Origin of the sequence: Prauserella flavalba (assembly GCF_003202235.1) — a bacterium.
GTDB lineage: Bacteria > Actinomycetota > Actinomycetes > Mycobacteriales > Pseudonocardiaceae > Prauserella_A > Prauserella_A flavalba.
Genome location: NZ_MASU01000013.1, coordinates 232,734 through 249,692, shown reverse-complemented (window position 1 = coordinate 249,692; position 16,959 = coordinate 232,734). Strand labels below are relative to the sequence as shown.

Sequence of the window (16,959 nt, the reverse complement as noted above, 5' to 3'; positions counted from 1 at the left end):
TGCTCGTGCCGTCGGTCACAACAACCTGCTCAGTGAGGAGTAGCTTGCCATGAACGAATCCGCCGCCACCGAGGTCACCGTCGAGGAAGACCTGCTCGTCGAAGAGGTGTCGATCGACGGCATGTGCGGTGTCTACTGATCAGTTCGCCCCGGACCGGCCGTACCGGCTGAGCTCCTCAGTCGCGTTACGGCCGGAACCGTTCGGCGCTCTCGTCTACGACTTCACCACGCGCAAGCTCTCGTTTCTCAAGACGCAGCTGCTGGTGAACGTCGTCCGGGAACTCGAGAACCAGCCCGACGCTCGTTCCGCGCTCCTCTCCGCCGAGGTACCCGAGGCGGAGCAGCAGCGCTATCTCGACGCGCTCGCCGGGCTGCTGTCCGCGGGCACGATCGAAGCAAGAGGGACCTCATGAAACTCGTCGAGCACTTCCAGCACGGGCTGGACGCCCCCATCTGCCTCACGTGGGAACTGACCTACGCCTGCAACCTCTCCTGCGTGCACTGCCTTTCCTCGTCGGGCCGCCGCGACCCGCGCGAACTGTCCACTGAGGAATGCAAGGCCGTCATCGACGAACTGCAGCGCCTGCAGGTGTTCTACGTCAACATCGGCGGCGGCGAGCCCACGATCCGGCCCGACTTCTGGGAGCTGGTCGACTACGCCGTCGCGCACAACGTGGGCGTGAAGTTCTCCACCAACGGCGTGCGCATCACCCCGGAGCGGGCCCGCTGGCTCGCCGGCACCGACTACGTCGACGTGCAGCTGTCGCTCGACGGCGCCACCGCCGAGGTCAACGACTACGTGCGCGGGCCGGGCTCGTTCAACACCACCATGCGGGCGATGGAGAACCTGCGCGACGCGGGCTTCAAGGACTTCAAGATCAGCGTCGTGATGACGCGCCACAACGTCGGCCAGCTCGACGAGTTCAAGCGCATCGCCGACGAATACGGGGCGCAGCTGCGCATCACGCGACTGCGGCCGTCGGGCCGGGGCGCCGACACGTGGGACGAGCTGCACCCCACGGCCGACCAGCAGCTCAAGCTGTACGAGTGGCTGATCGACCACGGCGAGAACGTGCTCACCGGCGACTCGTTCTTCCACCTCAACGCGCTCGGCTCCACCCCGCTGCCGGGCCTGAACCTGTGTGGTGCGGGGCGCGTGGTGTGCCTCATCGACCCGATCGGCGACGTGTACGCGTGCCCGTTCGCGATCCACGACGAGTTCCTCGCGGGCAACGTGCGTGACGAGGGCGGGTTCACGTCCGTCTGGCGCACATCCGAGCTGTTCGAGCGGCTGCGCGCCCCGCAGACCGGTGGCGCGTGCACGTCTTGCTCCGCCTACGACTCGTGCCAGGGCGGCTGCATGGCCGCCAAGTTCTTCACGGGCCTTCCGCTCGACGGCCCCGATCCCGAATGCGTCAAGGGCAACGGGGAGCGCGCGCTCGCCCTCGTCGGCGGCGGCTCGGAGAAGCCGAAGCCGGACAAGGACCACTCCAAGCCCAACCGGACCAAGCGCGTCGGCGTCAGCATCGGCTGGGGCCCACCGGAGCCCGACCGCCTGCCTGACCGCGCGTGCGACACGAGCCCGCTGGCAGGTTTCCGGCCGTGAAACTCACCGAACCGGTCACGCTGGCCGGTCGCCGCGCACCGTCGCGCGTGCTCTTCGGACCACACGAGACGAACCTCGCCCGCGGCAGGGCGATCTCGGCGGCCCACGTGGCCTACTACGAACGCCGCGCCGCCGGCGGTGCGGGGCTGATCGTCACCGAGACGGCCAGCGTCCACGACTCGGACTGGCCCTACGAGCGGGCCCCGCTCGCCGCCGACTGCGGTGAAGGCTGGGCGTCCGTCGTGCAGGCCTGCCGTCCACACGGGACGCTCGTGCTCGCGGGACTCGGCCACGCGGGCTCGCAGGGCTCGTCGGCGTTCTCGCAGCAGGCGCTGTGGGCGCCCTCGCGGGTGCCGGACGTGGCGAGCCGCGAGATGCCGATGGAGATGGAGGCCGCCGAGATCCGCGCGGTGGTGGCCGGGTTCACGCGCGCCGCCGAGCTGGCCGTGGAAGCGGACCTCGACGGGGTGGAGGTGGACGCGGGCCAGCACGCGCTGCTGCGGCAGTTCCTCTCGGGGCTGACCAACCAGCGCGGCGACGCCTACGGCACCGACAAGGCCCTGCTGCTGCGTGAGGTGCTCGCCGCGGTGCGGGCCCGCATCGGCGACGGCCGGGTGCTCGGCCTGCGCCTCTCCTGTGACGAGCTGGCGCCGTGGGCGGGGATCACGCCCGAACAGGCGCGGGAGGTCGCGAAGGACCTCGCCCGCGGGGTCGACTACCTCGTCGTGGTGCGCGGTTCCGCGATGGGCACCTCGGCCACGCGCCCCGACTCGCACACCGAGCCGGGCTTCAACACCGAGCTGTGCCGCGGCATCCGCGAGGCGGTGGCCGGTGCGGCGCCGGTGATCCTCCAGGGCTCGGTGGTGGAGCCCGGGCAGGCCGAGCAGGCGCTCGCCGACGGCGTGGCCGACCTGGTGGAGATGACGCGCGCGCAGATCGCGGACGCGGAGCTGGTGCGCAAGCTCGGCACGGCGGAGCCCGTGCGGCCGTGCACGCTCACCAACCAGAAGTGCAGGGTCCGCGACAACCGTAACCCGATCGTCAGCTGCATCGGCGACCCCCGCAGCGGGCACGAGACCGGCGACGCGCCCGTCGACGGCACTGCCGGCACCGATCCCGCGCGGTCGGTGCTCGTCGTCGGCGGCGGCCCTGCCGGGCTGGAGGCCGCGCGCGTGCTCGCCCTGCGCGGGCACCGGGTGCGCCTGGTCGAGCGGGAGGCCGCGCTGGGCGGGATGCTTACCCTGGCCGCCCGCGTGCCGGGCCGCGACCGTCTTGGCAACCTCGCGCGCTGGCTCGTGGCCGAGGTGCACCGGCTCGGCGTGGAGGTCGCGGTGAACACCGAGGCCGACCTGGCGGAGCTGTCCGGCGACGTCGTGGTCGCGACCGGATCGGTCGCCGGACCGCGCAGGTACACCGTGCGCGACGGCGGGTTCGTGCTCGACGTCGTCGACCTGCTCACCGCGCCCGACCGCCTGCCGGAGGGGCCGGTCGCGGTCTACGACCCGGTGGGCGACGCCGTGGGCGTCGGCATCGCCGAGCTGGCCGCTGCCGCGGGCAGGCCGACCACGATCATCACGCAGGACCAGGTGGTGGGCACGCAGCTCGCGCTCACCGGCGACCTCGCCGACGCCAACGCGCGCCTGCAGCGCGCGGGGGTGCGGCTCGCGAAGCGGAGCCTGCTGCGCGAGGTGCACGCGGGTCACGTGGTGGTCACCGACGCCTACACCGGCACGGCCACCGAGCTCGAGTGCGCCACCCTGATCCACTGTGGACACCGGCTGCCCGATCCCACCCCGGTTCCGGCCGGGATGGTGGAGGCGGGCGACCGCGTGGCCCCGCGATCGGTGCACGAGGCCGTACTGGAGGGCCGCAGGGCCGCGCTGGCGTTCGCCGCGAAACCACTGGCGGTGCACCGATGAGCGCAACGAGCCGTTACCGTTACCTGTTCTCGCCGCTGCGGCTGGGCCCGGTGACGCTGGCCAACCGCGTGGTGTTCTCCGCACACCTGACGAACTACGCGAAGGAAGGGCTGCCGAGCGAGCAGCACGCGGCCTACTACGCGGCGCGCGCCAAGGGCGGCGCGGGGCTCATCATCACCGAGGAGCACTCGACCCATCCGACGGACTGGCCGTACGAGAAGCTCATCCACGGCTTCCACCCCGAGGTGATTCCGGGCTACCGGCGGATCACCGAGGCGGTGCACGCGCACGGCGTGCCGATCTTCGCCCAGCTCAACCACAACGGCGGGCAGGCGTCGAGCATGTACTCGCGGCTGCCGGTGTGGGCACCCTCGCCCGTGCCCGACCCGCTGTTCCGCGAGGTGCCGAAGGCCGTCACGGTCGCCGAGATCGACGAGATCGTGGCCGGGTACGCGAAGGTCGCCGAGCACTGCCGGGCGGGCGGGTTCAACGGCGTGGAGCTGCAGTGCTCGCACTCCTCGATCGTGCGCGGCTTCCTCTCCCCCGCCACCAACGTCCGCACCGACGACTACGGCGGTTCGCTGGAGAACCGCGCGCGGATCCTGCTGCGGCTCGTGGCCGCGGTGCGTGAGGCGATCGGGCCCGGCCTCGCGCTGGGCGTGCGGCTCTGCGGCGACGAGCTGATCGAGGGCGGCACCACGATCGACGAGGCCGTCGAGGTCGCCAGGTGGGTCGAGGCGAGCGGGCACGTCGACTACATCAACACCTCGATCGGGGTCGCCACGTCGACGCTGTACATGATCGAGGCGTCGATGAGCATCCCGCCCGGCTACGCGATGTTCATCCCGAGCGCGCTGCGCAAGGCGGTGGACCTGCCGGTGGTGGGCGTCGGCCGGTTCAAGGACCCGTTGCAGGCCGACCGCGCGCTCGCCGAGGGCCACGCGGACCTGATCGGCGTGGTGCGCGGGCAGATCGCCGACGCCGACTTCGTCGCCAAGGCCCGCGCGGGCCACGCCACGGAGATCCGCACGTGCCTGTCGTGCAACCAGGAATGCGTTGGCCGCATGGGTCTCAACCGCTGGCTGGGCTGCATCGAGAACCCGCGCACGGGCAAGGAGAGCGTCGCGCTGCCGATGCCGACGCGGCGGGGCCGCCGGGTCGTGGTGGTGGGCGGTGGGCCCGCCGGGCTGCAGGCCGCGGCGACGGCCGCGGAACGCGGGCACGAGGTGACGTTGCTGGAGCGCAACCAGACCACGGGCGGGCAGGTGAGTGAGGCCGCGAGCGTGCCGAGCCGAGCCGAGTTCCTCGACGTGGTGCGCAACTCGCTCTCGGAGTGCCACCGCTACGGCGTGGACGTGCGCACGGGTGTCACGGCGACCGCCGACGAGATCCGCGCGCTGAAGCCGGAGGTCGTGGTGCTGGCGACCGGCGCGAAACCGCAGGCGCCGTGGTGGGCGGGCGGCATCGAGCGGATCGTCGACGTGCGGGACGTGCTGGAGGGCCGGGTCACCCCCGAGGGCGAGGTCGTGGTGATCGACGACCTCGGCTTCCACCAGGCGACGTCGGTGGCCGAGCTGCTCGCCGACCGTGGCTGCACCGTGCGGATCTCGACGTCGGGCATGGTCGTGGGCCAGGACCTCGGCGTGACGCTGGACATGGAGACCTTCAACGTGCGGGCCGCCGCGAAAGGGATCACCCAGACCACCGACGAGGTCGTGCTGGGTGCCGAGGAGGACGCCGGTGGTGTGCGGCTGCAGGTGCTGACGCACACCACCGGATCAACCACCGACGTGCGCTGTGACTGGGTGGTGTGCGCGACGCACCAGGCGCCGGAGGACGGGCTGTGGCACGAGCTCTCGGGCTCGGCCGAGTTCGAGGTGTACCGCGCCGGTGACTGCGTGGCCCCGCGCCGCGCCCACGCCGCCGTGGTCGAGGGACACCGGGTGGCGGTGGCATTGTGAACGTGAACTCCCTTGCGCTGCTGGTGATCCGCCGTGGTGTGCCCCCGCTCGGCGGGGACGAGGCCGTGGCCGAGGCGGACGGGCACGCGCTGCTCGTCGGCTCCGGATGTGCCGAGGCTGTCGGCCAACTGCCGCTGCGGCGCGCGTGGTGCGTCGAGGCCGGTGACTTCGCCGCGGGGGCGTGGGCGAGCGCGCTCGCGCCGCTGCTGCGGGACGTGCGCCGTGTCGTACTGCCCGCTTCCGCCGACGGCAGGGATTTCGCGCCCCGCCTCGCCGCCGAGCTCGACCGGCCGCTGCTGGCCGGTGCGGTGCGGATCGGCGAAAGCTGCGCGGACCTCGCCCGCTGGGACGGCAGGCTCTCGGTGACCGTGGAGACGTCGGGGCCGTTCGTCGCGACGCTCGTGCCCGGCGTGCGCGGCAGCGCCCCCGCGGAGGGAACGCCCGAGGTCACCCACGTCGACCTGGACGTCCCGGACTCTCCCGACGCGCGTGTGCTCGAGGTGCTCGACCCCGACCCGGCGACCGCGGACCTCGCGGAGGCCCCGCGCATCCTCGGTGCGGGCGCCGGCCTGGCGAGGGGTGCCCTCACCGGGCCGGAGTCGCTCGCGCTGCTCGGCGAGGTCGCCTCGGCGCTGGGCGCGTCCGTCGGCGCGACGCGCGTGGTCACCGACGCGGGCTGGGCGCCCTACGAACGGCAGATCGGCACCACCGGCGTGGTCGTCGATCCGGATCTGTACGTGGCGTTCGGGGTCTCCGGCGCCACCCAGCACACCGGCGGTCTCGGCAACCCGCGCCACGTCGTGTCCGTGAACACCGACGGCAGCTCGCCCATGACGGCGATGGCCGACCTCGGGCTGGTCACCGACGCGCAGGAGCTGCTGCGGGAACTGGCTCGCCGCTTGGACACTCCCGGGAGCAAGGATGCGTGACAGGGCAGGACCCGCGAGCTCCGCGGTGACCGTGGCGGAACCGGAGCGCCCGCAGTTCGACGCGATCGTGGTCGGCGCGGGCCCCGCGGGCTCGGCTGCGGCACTGGAGCTGGCCCGCGCGGGGAATTCGGTGGCGCTGCTGGAACGCGGACCGTTCCCCGGCGCGAAGAACGTCTACGGCGGTGTGGTGTACGGCCGGATCCTCGACGAGCTGATCCCCGGCTGGTACGACGAGATGCCGGTGCAGCGCTGGATCACACGGCGGCAGACCATGCTGCTCGACGGCGAGCGCTCGATGACCGTGGACTTCCGCAGCCAGAACTGGGGTCGCGCGCCGTACAACGGCGCCACGACCTACCGCGCCGAGTTCGACGACTGGCTCGCGGGGCACGCGCAGAAGGCGGGCGCGGTGCTCGTCCCGTCCACCGTGGCCACGCGGCTGCTGTGCACGGAACGGGGCCGGGTCGTGGGCGTGCGCACCGACCGCCCCGACGGCGACCTCACCGCGAAGGTCGTGATCGCGTGCGACGGTGTGAACTCGTTCCTCGCCAAGCAGGCCGGGCTCTTCCCCGGAGACCAGGCCGAGCACACCACGCTCGGCGTCAAGGAGACGCTCGCGCTGCCCGCGCGGACCATCGACGAGCGGTTCGGCGTCAGCGGGCACGAGGGCGTCGACATCGAGATGCTCGGCTGCACGCAGGGCATCCCCGGTGGCGGGTTCCTCTACACGAACTACGACACCCTCAGCGTCGGGCTCGTGCTGGGGCTGAAGGGGCTGGCGAAGGCCGGAAAGCGGCCCGAGGAGGTGCTCGCCGAGCTGAAGCGGCACCCGTCGATCCAGCCGCTCGTGCGCGGCGCCGAGCTGGTGGAGTACTCGGCGCACCTCATCCCCGAGGGCGGCTACGACACCATGCCGCAGCTCGTCGGCGACGGCCTGCTCGTCGCGGGCGACGCGGCGGCGATGTGCCTCGCGGCCGGGATCTGGCTGGAGGGCGTGAACTTCGCGATGGGCTCCGGGATGTACGCGGGCAGGGCGGCGTCGAAGGCGCTGACCTCAGGCGACCTCGGTGACCTGCGCGCGTACCGGACCCTGCTGGAGTCGTCGTTCGTGCTCGCCGACCACAAGAAGCTGCGCAAGGCGCCGGAGCTGGTGCTCTCCGAACGCGTCCAGCAGCGCTACCCGGGCCTGGTGTGCGACCTGGTCGAGGGGATGTTCACCGTCGAGAACCCCCGGCCCAAGCCCGGGGTGCGGAAGCTGCTGCGCGCGTCGGCGAAGCGCAACGGCGTGAAGATGCGCGAGCTGGCCAGGGACGCGCTCACCGGCCTGCGGTCGTTCGGGTGAGGAGTGTCCCCATGAGCCAACCATCCGCAGTGAAGGCCACCATCACTGCATGGATCAAGCACAGTGGCGCGCAGCGTCTCCGTTTGGGTGGTGGCGGGAGACGGATGGGCGCAGGCATGGTGGCCTTCACTGCAGCTAGGAGGTGCCCGTGAACCAGCGTTACAGCGACGTCTCGTTCGAGGACCGGATGTCGCATGTGGACTTCCGGGTGGCCGAGCAGCCGCACATCGTCGTCGACACCGACGTGTGCCGGTCGTGCACCACCAAGACGTGCGTGCACGCGTGCCCGGCGAACCTGTTCGTGCCCACCGCCGAGGGCGGGATCCTGTTCAACTACGAGCAGTGCTTCGAGTGCGGCACGTGCTACCTGATGTGCGACGGCGGCGACGCGATCAGCTGGAGCTACCCCGACGGCGGCCAGGGCGTGGTGTTCCGTCATGGCTGAATCGCTCATGCCGCTGATCGTCGCCCTCCTGCGCTGGACCGACGCGCGCGCCAGGATCGACCCGCTCTCGGGCGAGGTCGAGACCGACCCGCGCGGGGCGGGCCCGAGCGAGGCGGACCGGTGCGCGCTGGAGCACGCGCTGCGCATCGCCGAGGCCGCGGGTGGCCGCTGTGCCGCCGTGACGCTCGCCCCGGAACCGGCCGAGGAGATGCTGCGCGACGCGCTCGCCTGCGGTGCGGACGCCGTGCTGCGCGTGGACGTGCCGTCGTGGGACTCCCGCGTCCCCGACTCCGGTGCCACCACGGCGCGGGCGCTCGCACACGCGATCAGGACGGAACTCGGCGAGCCGTCGCTCGTGCTCACCGGCGACCACTCGGCCGACCGGGGCACCGGCAGCACCCCCGCGTTCCTCGCCGCCGAGCTGGGCTGCGCGCAGGCACTCGGTCTCGTGGAACTGTCCTATGCCGACGGTGAGCTGCTGGCTCTGCGCAGGCTCGACCGGGGCCGCAGGGAACGGCTCGCCGTGCCGCTGCCGGCCGTGTGCTCGGTCGAACCCGCCGGGGTGCGACTGCGCAGGGCCGCGCTGCCGTCCACGCTCGCCGCCCGCAGGGCCGAGATCCCGGTGGTCGCGGGCGCCGTGGCCGCCGAACCGGTGACCGCGCACGCCGCGCGCCCGTTCCGGCCGAGGGCCAAGGAGCTTCCCCCGCCACCCGAGGCCGACCCCCGGCTGCGGCTGCTGCGCCTCACCGGTGCGCATGAGCATCGCGAACCGCCCCGCGTCGTCGTCACCGACGACCCGGCCGAGGCGGCCGACGAGCTGCTGGAGTACCTGCGGGGCAAGGGCTACCTGTGAGCGTCGCGCTGGTCACCGGTGCCGCCCGCGGAATCGGCGCGGCGGTGGTCCGGCGCCTGGCCACCACGGGCTGGCAGGTGGTGGCCGTCGACCGCTGCGCCGACGACCCCCGCGTGCCGTACCCGCTCGGCACCAGGGAGGAGCTGGCCGCGCTGGCCGCCTCGTACCCGGACGCCGTGCTCGACGTCGTAGCCGACGTGCAGGACCCGGCCGCGCTGCGCTCGGCGGTCGCGCTCGCCGAGGACCGCTTCGGCGGGCTCGACGCCGCGGTGGCCGCCGCCGCGCTCATCGCGGGCGGGCGGCCGCTGTGGGAGAGCGACGACACCGAATGGGACGCGCTGTTCTCCGTCGGCGTCACGGGGGTCGCCAACCTCGCGCGCGCCGCGATCCCCGCCCTGCTGCGCCGCCCCGAGCCGCGGCAGGGCCGGTTCGTGGCGCTCGCGTCGGCCGCCGCGCACCACGGCCTGTGGCACCTCGCCGGATACAACGCGGCCAAGCACGCGGTGGTGGGCCTGGTCAAAGGGCTCGCCACCGACCTGCGCGGCACCGGCATCTGCGCGACCGCGGTGTCGCCGGGGTCGACCCGCACCGAGATGCTCACGGCCACGGCACGCCTCTACGACCTCGGTGACGTCGAGGAGTTCGCCTCACACCAGCTGGTGGAGCGGCTGCTGGAACCCGACGAGATCGCGGCGGCGGTGTGCTTCCTGTGCTCGCCGGAGTCCTCAGCCATCACGGGCACCGTCGTGCACGCGGACGGAGGCTTCGCACCATGAAGCCCGCCCCGCGAGTCGTGCACTCCCGACCGCGAGTCGTGCACTCCCGACCGCGAGTCGTGCACTCCCGACCGCGAGTCGTGCGCTCCCGGCCGCGAGTCGTACGTCCGGAGGGAGGTCCCACGTCGTGAAGCCCGGTACGCGGCTCACGCTCGACGACTCCGTGCGCCGGCGCGGCCCCCTGCTCATCGGCGGCTCGCCGCTGCGCCTGGTGCGGCTCGGCAAGGCGGGCACCGGGCTGCTCGACCGGTGGCTCGCGGGCGAGCCGCTGGGTGACGGTCCGTCGGAGGAACGGCTCGCGCGCAGGCTGCTCGACGCCGGGCTCGTGCACCCGAGTCCGCCGCCGCTGCTGACCACGGCGGACGTGACCGTGGTGGTGCCCGTCAGGGACAACCCCGGCGGTGTCAAGCGGGTGCTCGACGCGACGGACGGGGTGGCCGAGCGGATCGTGGTCGACGACGGCTCCCGCGAGCCGCTGCCCGGCGCCCGCGTCCGGCACGAACGGCCCGGCGGACCCGCCGCCGCCCGCAACGCGGGATGGCGGCTCGCGGGCACCGAGCTGGTGGCGTTCCTCGACTCCGACACCGAACCCGAGCCGGGCTGGCTGGACGCGCTGCTGCCGCAGTTCTCCGACCCGACCGTGCTTGCGGTGGCGCCCCGGATCCGCAGCATTCCTGGCGACGGCGCACTCGCACAGTACGAGGCGGACCGGTCGAGCCTCGACCTCGGCTCCCGCCCCGCACCGGTGCGCCCGATGAGCCGCGTGAGCTACGTGCCGAGCGCGGCGCTCGTCGTCCGCCGCTCCGCGCTGTCCGCTGTGGACGGTTTCGACACGGGCCTGCGCTTCGGCGAGGACGTCGACCTGGTGTGGCGGCTGCTCGAATTCGGCGCCGTGCGCTACGAGCCCGCCGCCGTGGTGACGCACGAGCCGAGGGCCGCGCTGCGCCCGTGGCTACGGCAGCGGTTCGAGTACGGCACGTCGGCGGCGCCGCTGTCGCGGCGGCATCCCGGCAAGCTGAGCCCCGCGCGGCTGTCGGCGTGGAGCGCGGCGGCGTGGGCGCTGCTGGCGCTCGGCAGGCCGTGGCTCGCCCTCGCGCTCGCCGCAGGGTCGACGGCGCTGCTGCCGCGCAAGCTGCGGGGCCGGGGCGTGCCGGTGCCGGAGTCGCTGCGGCTCGCCGCGCTCGGGCATCTCGGCGCGGGCAGGCTGCTCGCGGAGGCCACCCGCCGCGCGTGGTGGCCCGCCGCGCTGCTCACCCGCCGGGGCCGTCGCGTGCTGCTCGCGGCGCTGGTCCCGTGTGCCGCCGAAGCGCTCGGGCACTCACCGGCCTGGCTCGCACTGCGGATCGCCGACGACCTCGCCTACGGCGCCGGCGTGTGGACGGGCAGCCTCCGCGAGCGCACGCCCGCACCGCTGCTGCCCGCGTTCACCGAGGGTGCACTGCGGTGACGGCCCTGTCGGGCCTGCGCTGGCCCGAGGTGCCGCGCGCGCTGCTGGCCGTGCCGCTGGGAGCGACCGAGCAGCACGGTCCGCACCTGCCGCTCGACACCGACACCACCGTCGCCGAGGAGTTGGCGCGCAGGCTCGCCTCCCAGGTTCCTGGCGTGGTCGTGGCGCCCGCGCTGCCGTACGGGTCGAGTGGTGAACACGCGGGCTTCCCGGGGACGCTGTCGATCGGGCAGGAGGCGCTGGAGCTGGTGCTCGTCGAGCTGGCGCGCTCCGCCGACCACTTCGCCGGTGTCGTGTTCGTCAACGGGCACGGCGGCAACCTCGAACCCCTGCGCAGGGCCGTGCGCCTGCTGCGCTCGGAGGGCAGGCGCGTGCTCGCGTGGGCACCCGGCGGGCCGCCCGACGACACGCACGCCGGGCGAACGGAAACGTCGGTGCTGCTCCACCTGCGGCCCGGCGACGTGCTGCCCGGCGTCCCCGGCAACACGTCACCGTTGCCCGCGCTGATGGACCGGCTGGTCAGCGGTGGTGTGCGCAGCGTCAGCGAAAACGGCGTTCTCGGCGACCCCACGGGAGCGTCCGCGGCCGAGGGCGAGGCACGGCTCGGGGCGTGGACGGACGCGCTGGTCACCGCCGTGCGCGACTGGCAGGGCGGGTAACGCTACCCTGCCCAGTGGCACGCAGGATCAGCGATGAGGGTGGTGACGCGATGCCGGCGGCGGAGGGGCGGCGCGGCAGACCGGTGCTGAGCAGACGGCGCGAGGTCAGCCACATGAGCGCGCGGTCGTTGCTCATGACGTTGCTCGGCGAGTTCGTGCTTCCCCGTGATCGTCCGGTGTGGACGTCCATGCTGGTGGACGCGCTGGCGATGTTCGACGTGGAGGAGAAGTCGGCGCGCCAGGCGCTGGCCCGCACCGCCGCCGAGGGCTGGCTGGAGTCGGAGCGCGTCGGCAGGCGCGTGCGGTGGTCGCTGACGCAGCCGGGGCGCAAGCTACTCACCGAGGGCGCGCGGCGGATCTACGACTTCGGCAGCACCGAGCGCACGTGGGACGGCGAATGGCTCGTGGTGCTCGTGTCCGTGCCCGAGGCCAAACGGGACCTTCGGCACCAGCTGCGCACCAAGCTGACGTGGGCGGGCTTCGGCTCGCCCGACCCGGGCGTGTGGGTCACGCCCCATACCTCGCGCGAGGCGGAGGCGCTCGACATCCTCACCGGTCTGGGCCTCGGCGACGCGCTGTCGTTCACCGGTCCGTACGGCCGCATCGGCGAGGAGGCCACGATGGTCTCCCGTGCGTGGGACCTGCGGAACCTGGAGACGCGGTACGAGGAGTTCGTGGGCGCCTTCGCGGCGCTGGAGCCTGCCGACGGGGATGCCGTGCTCGACGCGCAGACCCGTCTCGTGCACGAATGGCGCCGATTCCCCTTCCTGGACCCCCAGCTTCCGACTGCCCTCCTGCCGACGGGCTGGAGCGGAGCCAAGGCGGCCGAGCTCTTCCATCGCAGGCATGCCGAATGGCGCCCCTCCGCCCAGCTCCGCTGGGACGAACGCCTGGCCGCCGGAGAAGCCGCCTGACCCCTCACTCGCGAGTCGTGCACTCCCGACCGCGAGTCGTGCACTCCCGACCGCGAGTCGTGCGCTCCCGATCGCGAGTTGTGCGTTCGGCCCGAGCCTCGCCGCGACTCGAGCGCCGGTACGGGGCCCTCGCGTGCCCGAACAGAAAACGCCGTGCCTGAGCGAGCGACTCGCGAACCGGAACGCACAACTCGCGAACCCGAACGCACGACTCGCGAACCGGAACGCACGACTCGCGCGTCAGCCTGCGTCAGATCGCCAGCCCCGGGTACAGCTTCGCCGCGTTACCGGCCAGGACGTCACGCAGTACCTCCTCGGGGAGCCCGAGTGCCGCGAGGGCGCGGACGTTGCGGGCCGTGCCCGGCACCCCAGGCCAATCGGTACCGAAGACGAAACGGGTCGCCAGCCTTTCGAAATCGAACCGCGCGTAGTACTCGGGGAGCTTCTTCGGCGGCAAGCCCGCCAGATCGAGCCACACGTTGTCCTTGGCCAGCGCCAGAAACGCCGCCGCGTCATACCACCACCCACGGCCACCGTGCGCGAAAACGAACCGCACGTCCGGGAAGTCCTCCACCACGTCGGTGAGCAGCTGGGGATCGCCGAAGATCGTTCTCGCGCCGGGGAAGCTGCTCGTGCCCGAGTGGAGGATCACCGGGATGCCGCGTTCCTCGCACACGTGGTACGCGCGGTACAGCTCCTTGTCGGCCGGGGAGAACCCACCGTGCACCGGATGCAGCTTGAGCGCCACCGCGCCCAGGTCCAGTTGCCGCTCCACTTCGGACCCCAGCGGATGGTGCAGGTGCGGGTTCACGTTGGCGACGAGCCGGAACCGCTGCGGGTTGCACTCCACGAACGGCAGGTTGTCCTCGATCGGCTGGATCCCAGTGGCCCTCGGGCTGTACTCGCAGAACAGCAGCGCCCGGTCGACGCCCTCCTCCTCGAACAGCGCGTCGAGCCGCTCGGGCACGGGATCGCCGTCGGAGTCGTAGACGGAACGCCACGGGTGCGGCCCCGAGAACCGCCGCGCCCACTCCAGCCACGCCGGTTTGAGGGTCGACAGCCGCGGCACGTGCACGTGCGCGTCGACCACGGGGTAGCCGTCGATCACGTGACCGCCTCGACCGGCGGAGCCTCCGCGACCGGCACGGCGTCGGTCCGCACGAGGTCACGCAGCACGTTGCGCCGGATCTTGCCGGTCGCCGTCTTGGGCAGCTCGGTGAGTTCCACGACCGCGCGCGGGCGCTTGAACGACGCGAGCCCCGCCCGGCACCACGCGATCAGCGCGTCGCCGTCCACGTGCCTGCCCGGCTTCGGCACCACGCAGGCGACGGGCTTGTCGAGCTCGTCGGAGTCGGGCACCGCGACCACCGCGGCCTCGGCGACGTCCGGGTGCTCCAGCAGTCGCTCCTCCACCTCGCTGGGCGTGACCCAGATTCCGCCCGCCTTGATCATGTCGTTGAACCGGCCGAGGCACGAGTACGTCCCGTCCTCGTTGCGCACGTACGTGTCGCCGGTGCGCATCCACTCGCCGAGGAACACCTTGCGCGTCGTCTCCGCCCGGCACCAGTAACCGATGGCCGCGCTGGCACCGCGCACGTACAGCTCGCCCGGCTTGCCTGCCTCCGAGATCACGGCACCGTGCTCGTCGCGGATCTCCACGTCGTAGCCGGGAACCGGAACACCCGACGACGCCGGGTGGACTTCGCCTGGCCGGTTGGACATGAAGATGTGCAGCATCTCGGTGGAGCCGATGCCGTCGAGCACCTCGACGCCGAACTCGTCGCGCATGCCGTGGAACATCCGCGCCGGCAGCGCTTCCCCGGCCGAAACCCCTTGGCGCACCGAGGAGAACGCGTCGCGCGGCACGTCGCTCGCCAGCAGCGGTCCCCAGAAGCTCGGGGTGCCGAACAGCAGCGACGCCCGGTCGGTCATCGCGCGCGCGGCGACGAGCTGCGGCGTCGGCCGCGCCGACTCCAGCAGCGCCGTCGCCCCGACCGACAGCGGGAAGAACATCGAGTTGCCGATGCCGTAGGCGAAGAACAGCTTCGCGACCGAGAGGCACCGGTCGTCACGGGTGATGCCGAGTACCTGACGGCCGTAGGTCTCGGCCACGAACCGGATGTCGTCGTGCCGGTGCATCGCCGCCTTCGGCGTGCCCGTGGTGCCCGAGGTGTAGAGCCACAGCGCGGGCGAGTCGGCCCACGTCGCGTACGGCCGCTCCCGCTCCCCCGCGTCGCGCATGCGGTGCCAGTCGTCGGTGAGGACGACGGTCTGCACTTCTCCCGCCTTCTCGACCGCGGCCAGCACGACGTCGCCGAACGCGCTGGAGCCGAGCACGATCCGGGTGCGCGAGTCGGCGACGAGCTTGCCCAGCTCGCCGGCGGTGAGCATGGTCGAGCACGGGACGGCGACGGCGCCGAGGTACATCGCCGCGAGGATGGCGGTGAACAGCTCGACCTCGTCGGCCATGCACATCAGCACACGTTCCTCCGGCCGCACGCCCAGCGCGTGCAGCCCGCCCGCGACCCTGCGGACCTCCTCGTCCAGCTCGGCGTAGCTGAGCGTGCGCGTGTTGGACACGACGGCGGTGCGTGCCCCGTCACCGGCGGCGACATGCCTGCCGACGAGGTACTCGGTGGCGTTGAAGGTGGTGGGAGGAGCGGTCAGCGCTGACATGGGCCCCGCCTTAGGTCAGGTAGACGTATTCGTAGTCGAAGGGCTTGCCGTTGATGCCGTTGGTCGGAGGTGCTACCCAGCTCGCGATCTTGCCACGTTCGTAGACCGGTTTCATCAACGAACGGACGAAGGTGAGGTCCTCGCTGGTGGGCAACCACTTGTCCCTGCCTGCCTGCCACGTCTGCTCGTCGACGATAGTGCCGTCGGGGGTCACGTGGTAGCCCGCGTTGATGCCCACCTGCCGGTTGAACCCGGGGTGCGGCAGGTACAGGCGGTGGTCGATGTCGTTGTCGGCGAGGATCTTGTTCCAGCGCTTGAGCCCGCTGCGGCAGTCGGAGATGTACTCGGTGCGCAGGTCGAGGTTGAGCAGCAGGATCGCCTGCAGCTCCTCCTGGGTCCACGTGCCGTCGTCGCGCGGTTTCTCCAGCAGCGCGCTGTCGTCGGTGAGCTTGTGGTCGTCCTTGCGGCGGTTCTCCAGCCAGCGGCCCTTGAGCCCGGACGTGTAGTAGTTGGCGGCGTTGGTGGACGTCTCGCTGCCGAACAGGTCCAGCGAGACGCTGTAGTGGAAGTTGATGTACTTCTGGATGATGTCGAGCGGGATGCCGCCGTGCGAGGCGATGTCGAGGGTGTCGTGCTCACGGATCAGCTCGGCGCTGCGGGTGACCACTCGGTCGACTCCGGTGGTGCCCACGAACATGTGGTGGGCCTCTTCCTTGAGCATGAACTCGCACGTGCGCGACAGCGGGTCGAACGCCGACTCCTTGAGCGTGCCGAGCTGGTACTTGCCGTCGCGGTCGGTGAAGTACGTGAACATGTAGAAGGCCAGCCAGTCGGCGGTCTCCTCGTTGAACGCGCCGAGGATGCGCGGGGAGTCGGGGCTGCCGGAGTTGCGGTACAGCAGCGCCTCGGCCTCCTCGCGGCCCTCGCGGCCGAAGTAGGCGTGCAGCAGGTACACCATCGCCCACAGGTGCCTGCCCTCCTCCACGTTGACCTGGAAGAGGTTGCGCAGGTCGTACAGTGACGGCGCGGTGAGGCCGAGCAGCCGCTGCTGTTCGACGCTCGCGGGTTCGGTGTCGCCCTGGATCACGATCAGCCGTTGCAGGTCGGCGCGGTACTCGCCGGGCACCTGCTGCCACACCGGCTCGCCCTTGTGCTCGCCGAAGCCGATGGTGCGGTCGGCGTCGCGCTCGGCGAGGAAGATGCCCCACCGGTACTCCTCGGGCACCACGTGGTCGAAGTGCGCCCAGCCTTCGCGGCCGACGCTGACCGCCGTGCGCAGGTACACGCCGTGGGTCTCCAGGGTGGGTCCCATCTCGGCCCACCAGTTCATGAACCTCGGCTGCCAGCCCTCCAGCGCCCGCTGCAGGCGCCGGTTGGACGAGAGGTCGACGTTGTTCGGGATCTTGGCGTCGTAGTCGATCTTTTCCGGCAT

At 72.2% G+C, this 16,959-nt stretch carries 16 protein-coding genes; 13 read left to right on the top strand and 3 right to left on the bottom strand.

Annotation, left to right across the window (positions count from 1 at the left end; translation table 11 throughout):
- Positions 1-49 precede the first annotated feature (49 nt).
- The 13 genes from mftA to BA062_RS28405 all read left to right on the top strand — a co-directional run bounded on the left by mftA (position 50) and on the right by BA062_RS28405 (position 12,851).
- Positions 50-139 carry a mycofactocin precursor MftA gene (gene mftA / locus BA062_RS28465; RefSeq protein ID WP_110342009.1) on the top strand — a complete coding sequence of 30 codons (90 nt, stop codon included), beginning with the start codon at positions 50-52 and terminating at the stop codon, positions 137-139.
- Positions 129-413 (top strand): mycofactocin biosynthesis chaperone MftB, encoded by a 285-nt coding sequence (gene mftB / locus BA062_RS28460; protein ID WP_110342007.1) that lies wholly within the window; start codon positions 129-131, stop codon positions 411-413. The genes mftA and mftB overlap by 11 nt, the downstream gene beginning before the upstream one ends.
- Positions 410-1,606, top strand: a complete 1,197-nt coding sequence (gene mftC, locus BA062_RS28455; protein WP_110342005.1) for a mycofactocin radical SAM maturase — start codon at positions 410-412, stop codon at positions 1,604-1,606. Before mftB ends, mftC begins: the two co-directional genes overlap by 4 nt.
- The gene (locus BA062_RS28450; RefSeq protein WP_110342003.1) at positions 1,603-3,525 is read left to right on the top strand and encodes a mycofactocin system FadH/OYE family oxidoreductase 1; all 1,923 of its coding nucleotides are present in this window, start codon (positions 1,603-1,605) and stop codon (positions 3,523-3,525) included. The genes mftC and BA062_RS28450 overlap by 4 nt, the downstream gene beginning before the upstream one ends.
- On the top strand, positions 3,522-5,486 hold the full coding sequence (locus tag BA062_RS28445) for a mycofactocin system FadH/OYE family oxidoreductase 2 (protein WP_110342001.1): 1,965 nt from the start codon (positions 3,522-3,524) through the stop codon (positions 5,484-5,486). The genes BA062_RS28450 and BA062_RS28445 overlap by 4 nt, the downstream gene beginning before the upstream one ends.
- Entirely contained in the window at positions 5,483-6,415 is a 933-nt protein-coding gene (locus BA062_RS28440) for a mycofactocin-associated electron transfer flavoprotein alpha subunit (RefSeq protein WP_245960051.1), read from the top strand. The genes BA062_RS28445 and BA062_RS28440 overlap by 4 nt, the downstream gene beginning before the upstream one ends.
- Positions 6,408-7,757, top strand: coding sequence for an FAD-dependent oxidoreductase (locus BA062_RS28435; RefSeq protein ID WP_110341997.1), 1,350 nt, complete (start codon positions 6,408-6,410; stop codon positions 7,755-7,757). Before BA062_RS28440 ends, BA062_RS28435 begins: the two co-directional genes overlap by 8 nt.
- A gap of 148 nt (positions 7,758-7,905) precedes the next feature.
- Positions 7,906-8,202 carry a ferredoxin family protein gene (locus BA062_RS28430; protein WP_245960050.1) on the top strand — a complete coding sequence of 99 codons (297 nt, stop codon included), beginning with the start codon at positions 7,906-7,908 and terminating at the stop codon, positions 8,200-8,202.
- Positions 8,195-9,055: a mycofactocin-associated electron transfer flavoprotein beta subunit gene (locus BA062_RS28425; protein ID WP_110341995.1), complete on the top strand. Its 861-nt coding sequence runs from the start codon at positions 8,195-8,197 to the stop codon at positions 9,053-9,055. Before BA062_RS28430 ends, BA062_RS28425 begins: the two co-directional genes overlap by 8 nt.
- Positions 9,052-9,831, top strand: coding sequence for a mycofactocin-coupled SDR family oxidoreductase (locus tag BA062_RS28420; protein WP_110341993.1), 780 nt, complete (start codon positions 9,052-9,054; stop codon positions 9,829-9,831). The genes BA062_RS28425 and BA062_RS28420 overlap by 4 nt, the downstream gene beginning before the upstream one ends.
- A 127-nt stretch (positions 9,832-9,958) precedes the next feature.
- Positions 9,959-11,278, top strand: a complete 1,320-nt coding sequence (mftF, locus tag BA062_RS28415; RefSeq protein WP_110341991.1) for a mycofactocin biosynthesis glycosyltransferase MftF — start codon at positions 9,959-9,961, stop codon at positions 11,276-11,278.
- On the top strand, positions 11,275-11,937 hold the full coding sequence (gene mftE / locus BA062_RS28410; RefSeq protein ID WP_110341989.1) for a mycofactocin biosynthesis peptidyl-dipeptidase MftE: 663 nt from the start codon (positions 11,275-11,277) through the stop codon (positions 11,935-11,937). Before mftF ends, mftE begins: the two co-directional genes overlap by 4 nt.
- Positions 11,938-11,987: 50 nt before the next feature.
- Positions 11,988-12,851, top strand: a complete 864-nt coding sequence (locus tag BA062_RS28405; protein ID WP_210407022.1) for a PaaX family transcriptional regulator — start codon at positions 11,988-11,990, stop codon at positions 12,849-12,851.
- 250 nt (positions 12,852-13,101) lie between these two features.
- Here the strand turns inward: BA062_RS28405 and BA062_RS28400 are convergent, their stop codons facing one another.
- From BA062_RS28400 to boxB, 3 genes are read right to left on the bottom strand one after another with little or no spacing between them, the layout of a single operon-like run.
- Positions 13,102-13,959, bottom strand: coding sequence for an amidohydrolase family protein (locus tag BA062_RS28400; protein ID WP_110341987.1), 858 nt, complete (start codon positions 13,957-13,959; stop codon positions 13,102-13,104).
- Complete coding sequence (locus tag BA062_RS28395; RefSeq protein ID WP_110341985.1) at positions 13,956-15,527, bottom strand: benzoate-CoA ligase family protein; 1,572 nt, start codon at positions 15,525-15,527, stop codon at positions 13,956-13,958. The genes BA062_RS28400 and BA062_RS28395 overlap by 4 nt, the downstream gene beginning before the upstream one ends.
- A gap of 10 nt (positions 15,528-15,537) precedes the next feature.
- Positions 15,538-16,959: a benzoyl-CoA 2,3-epoxidase subunit BoxB gene (gene boxB, locus BA062_RS28390; protein WP_110341983.1), complete on the bottom strand. Its 1,422-nt coding sequence runs from the start codon at positions 16,957-16,959 to the stop codon at positions 15,538-15,540.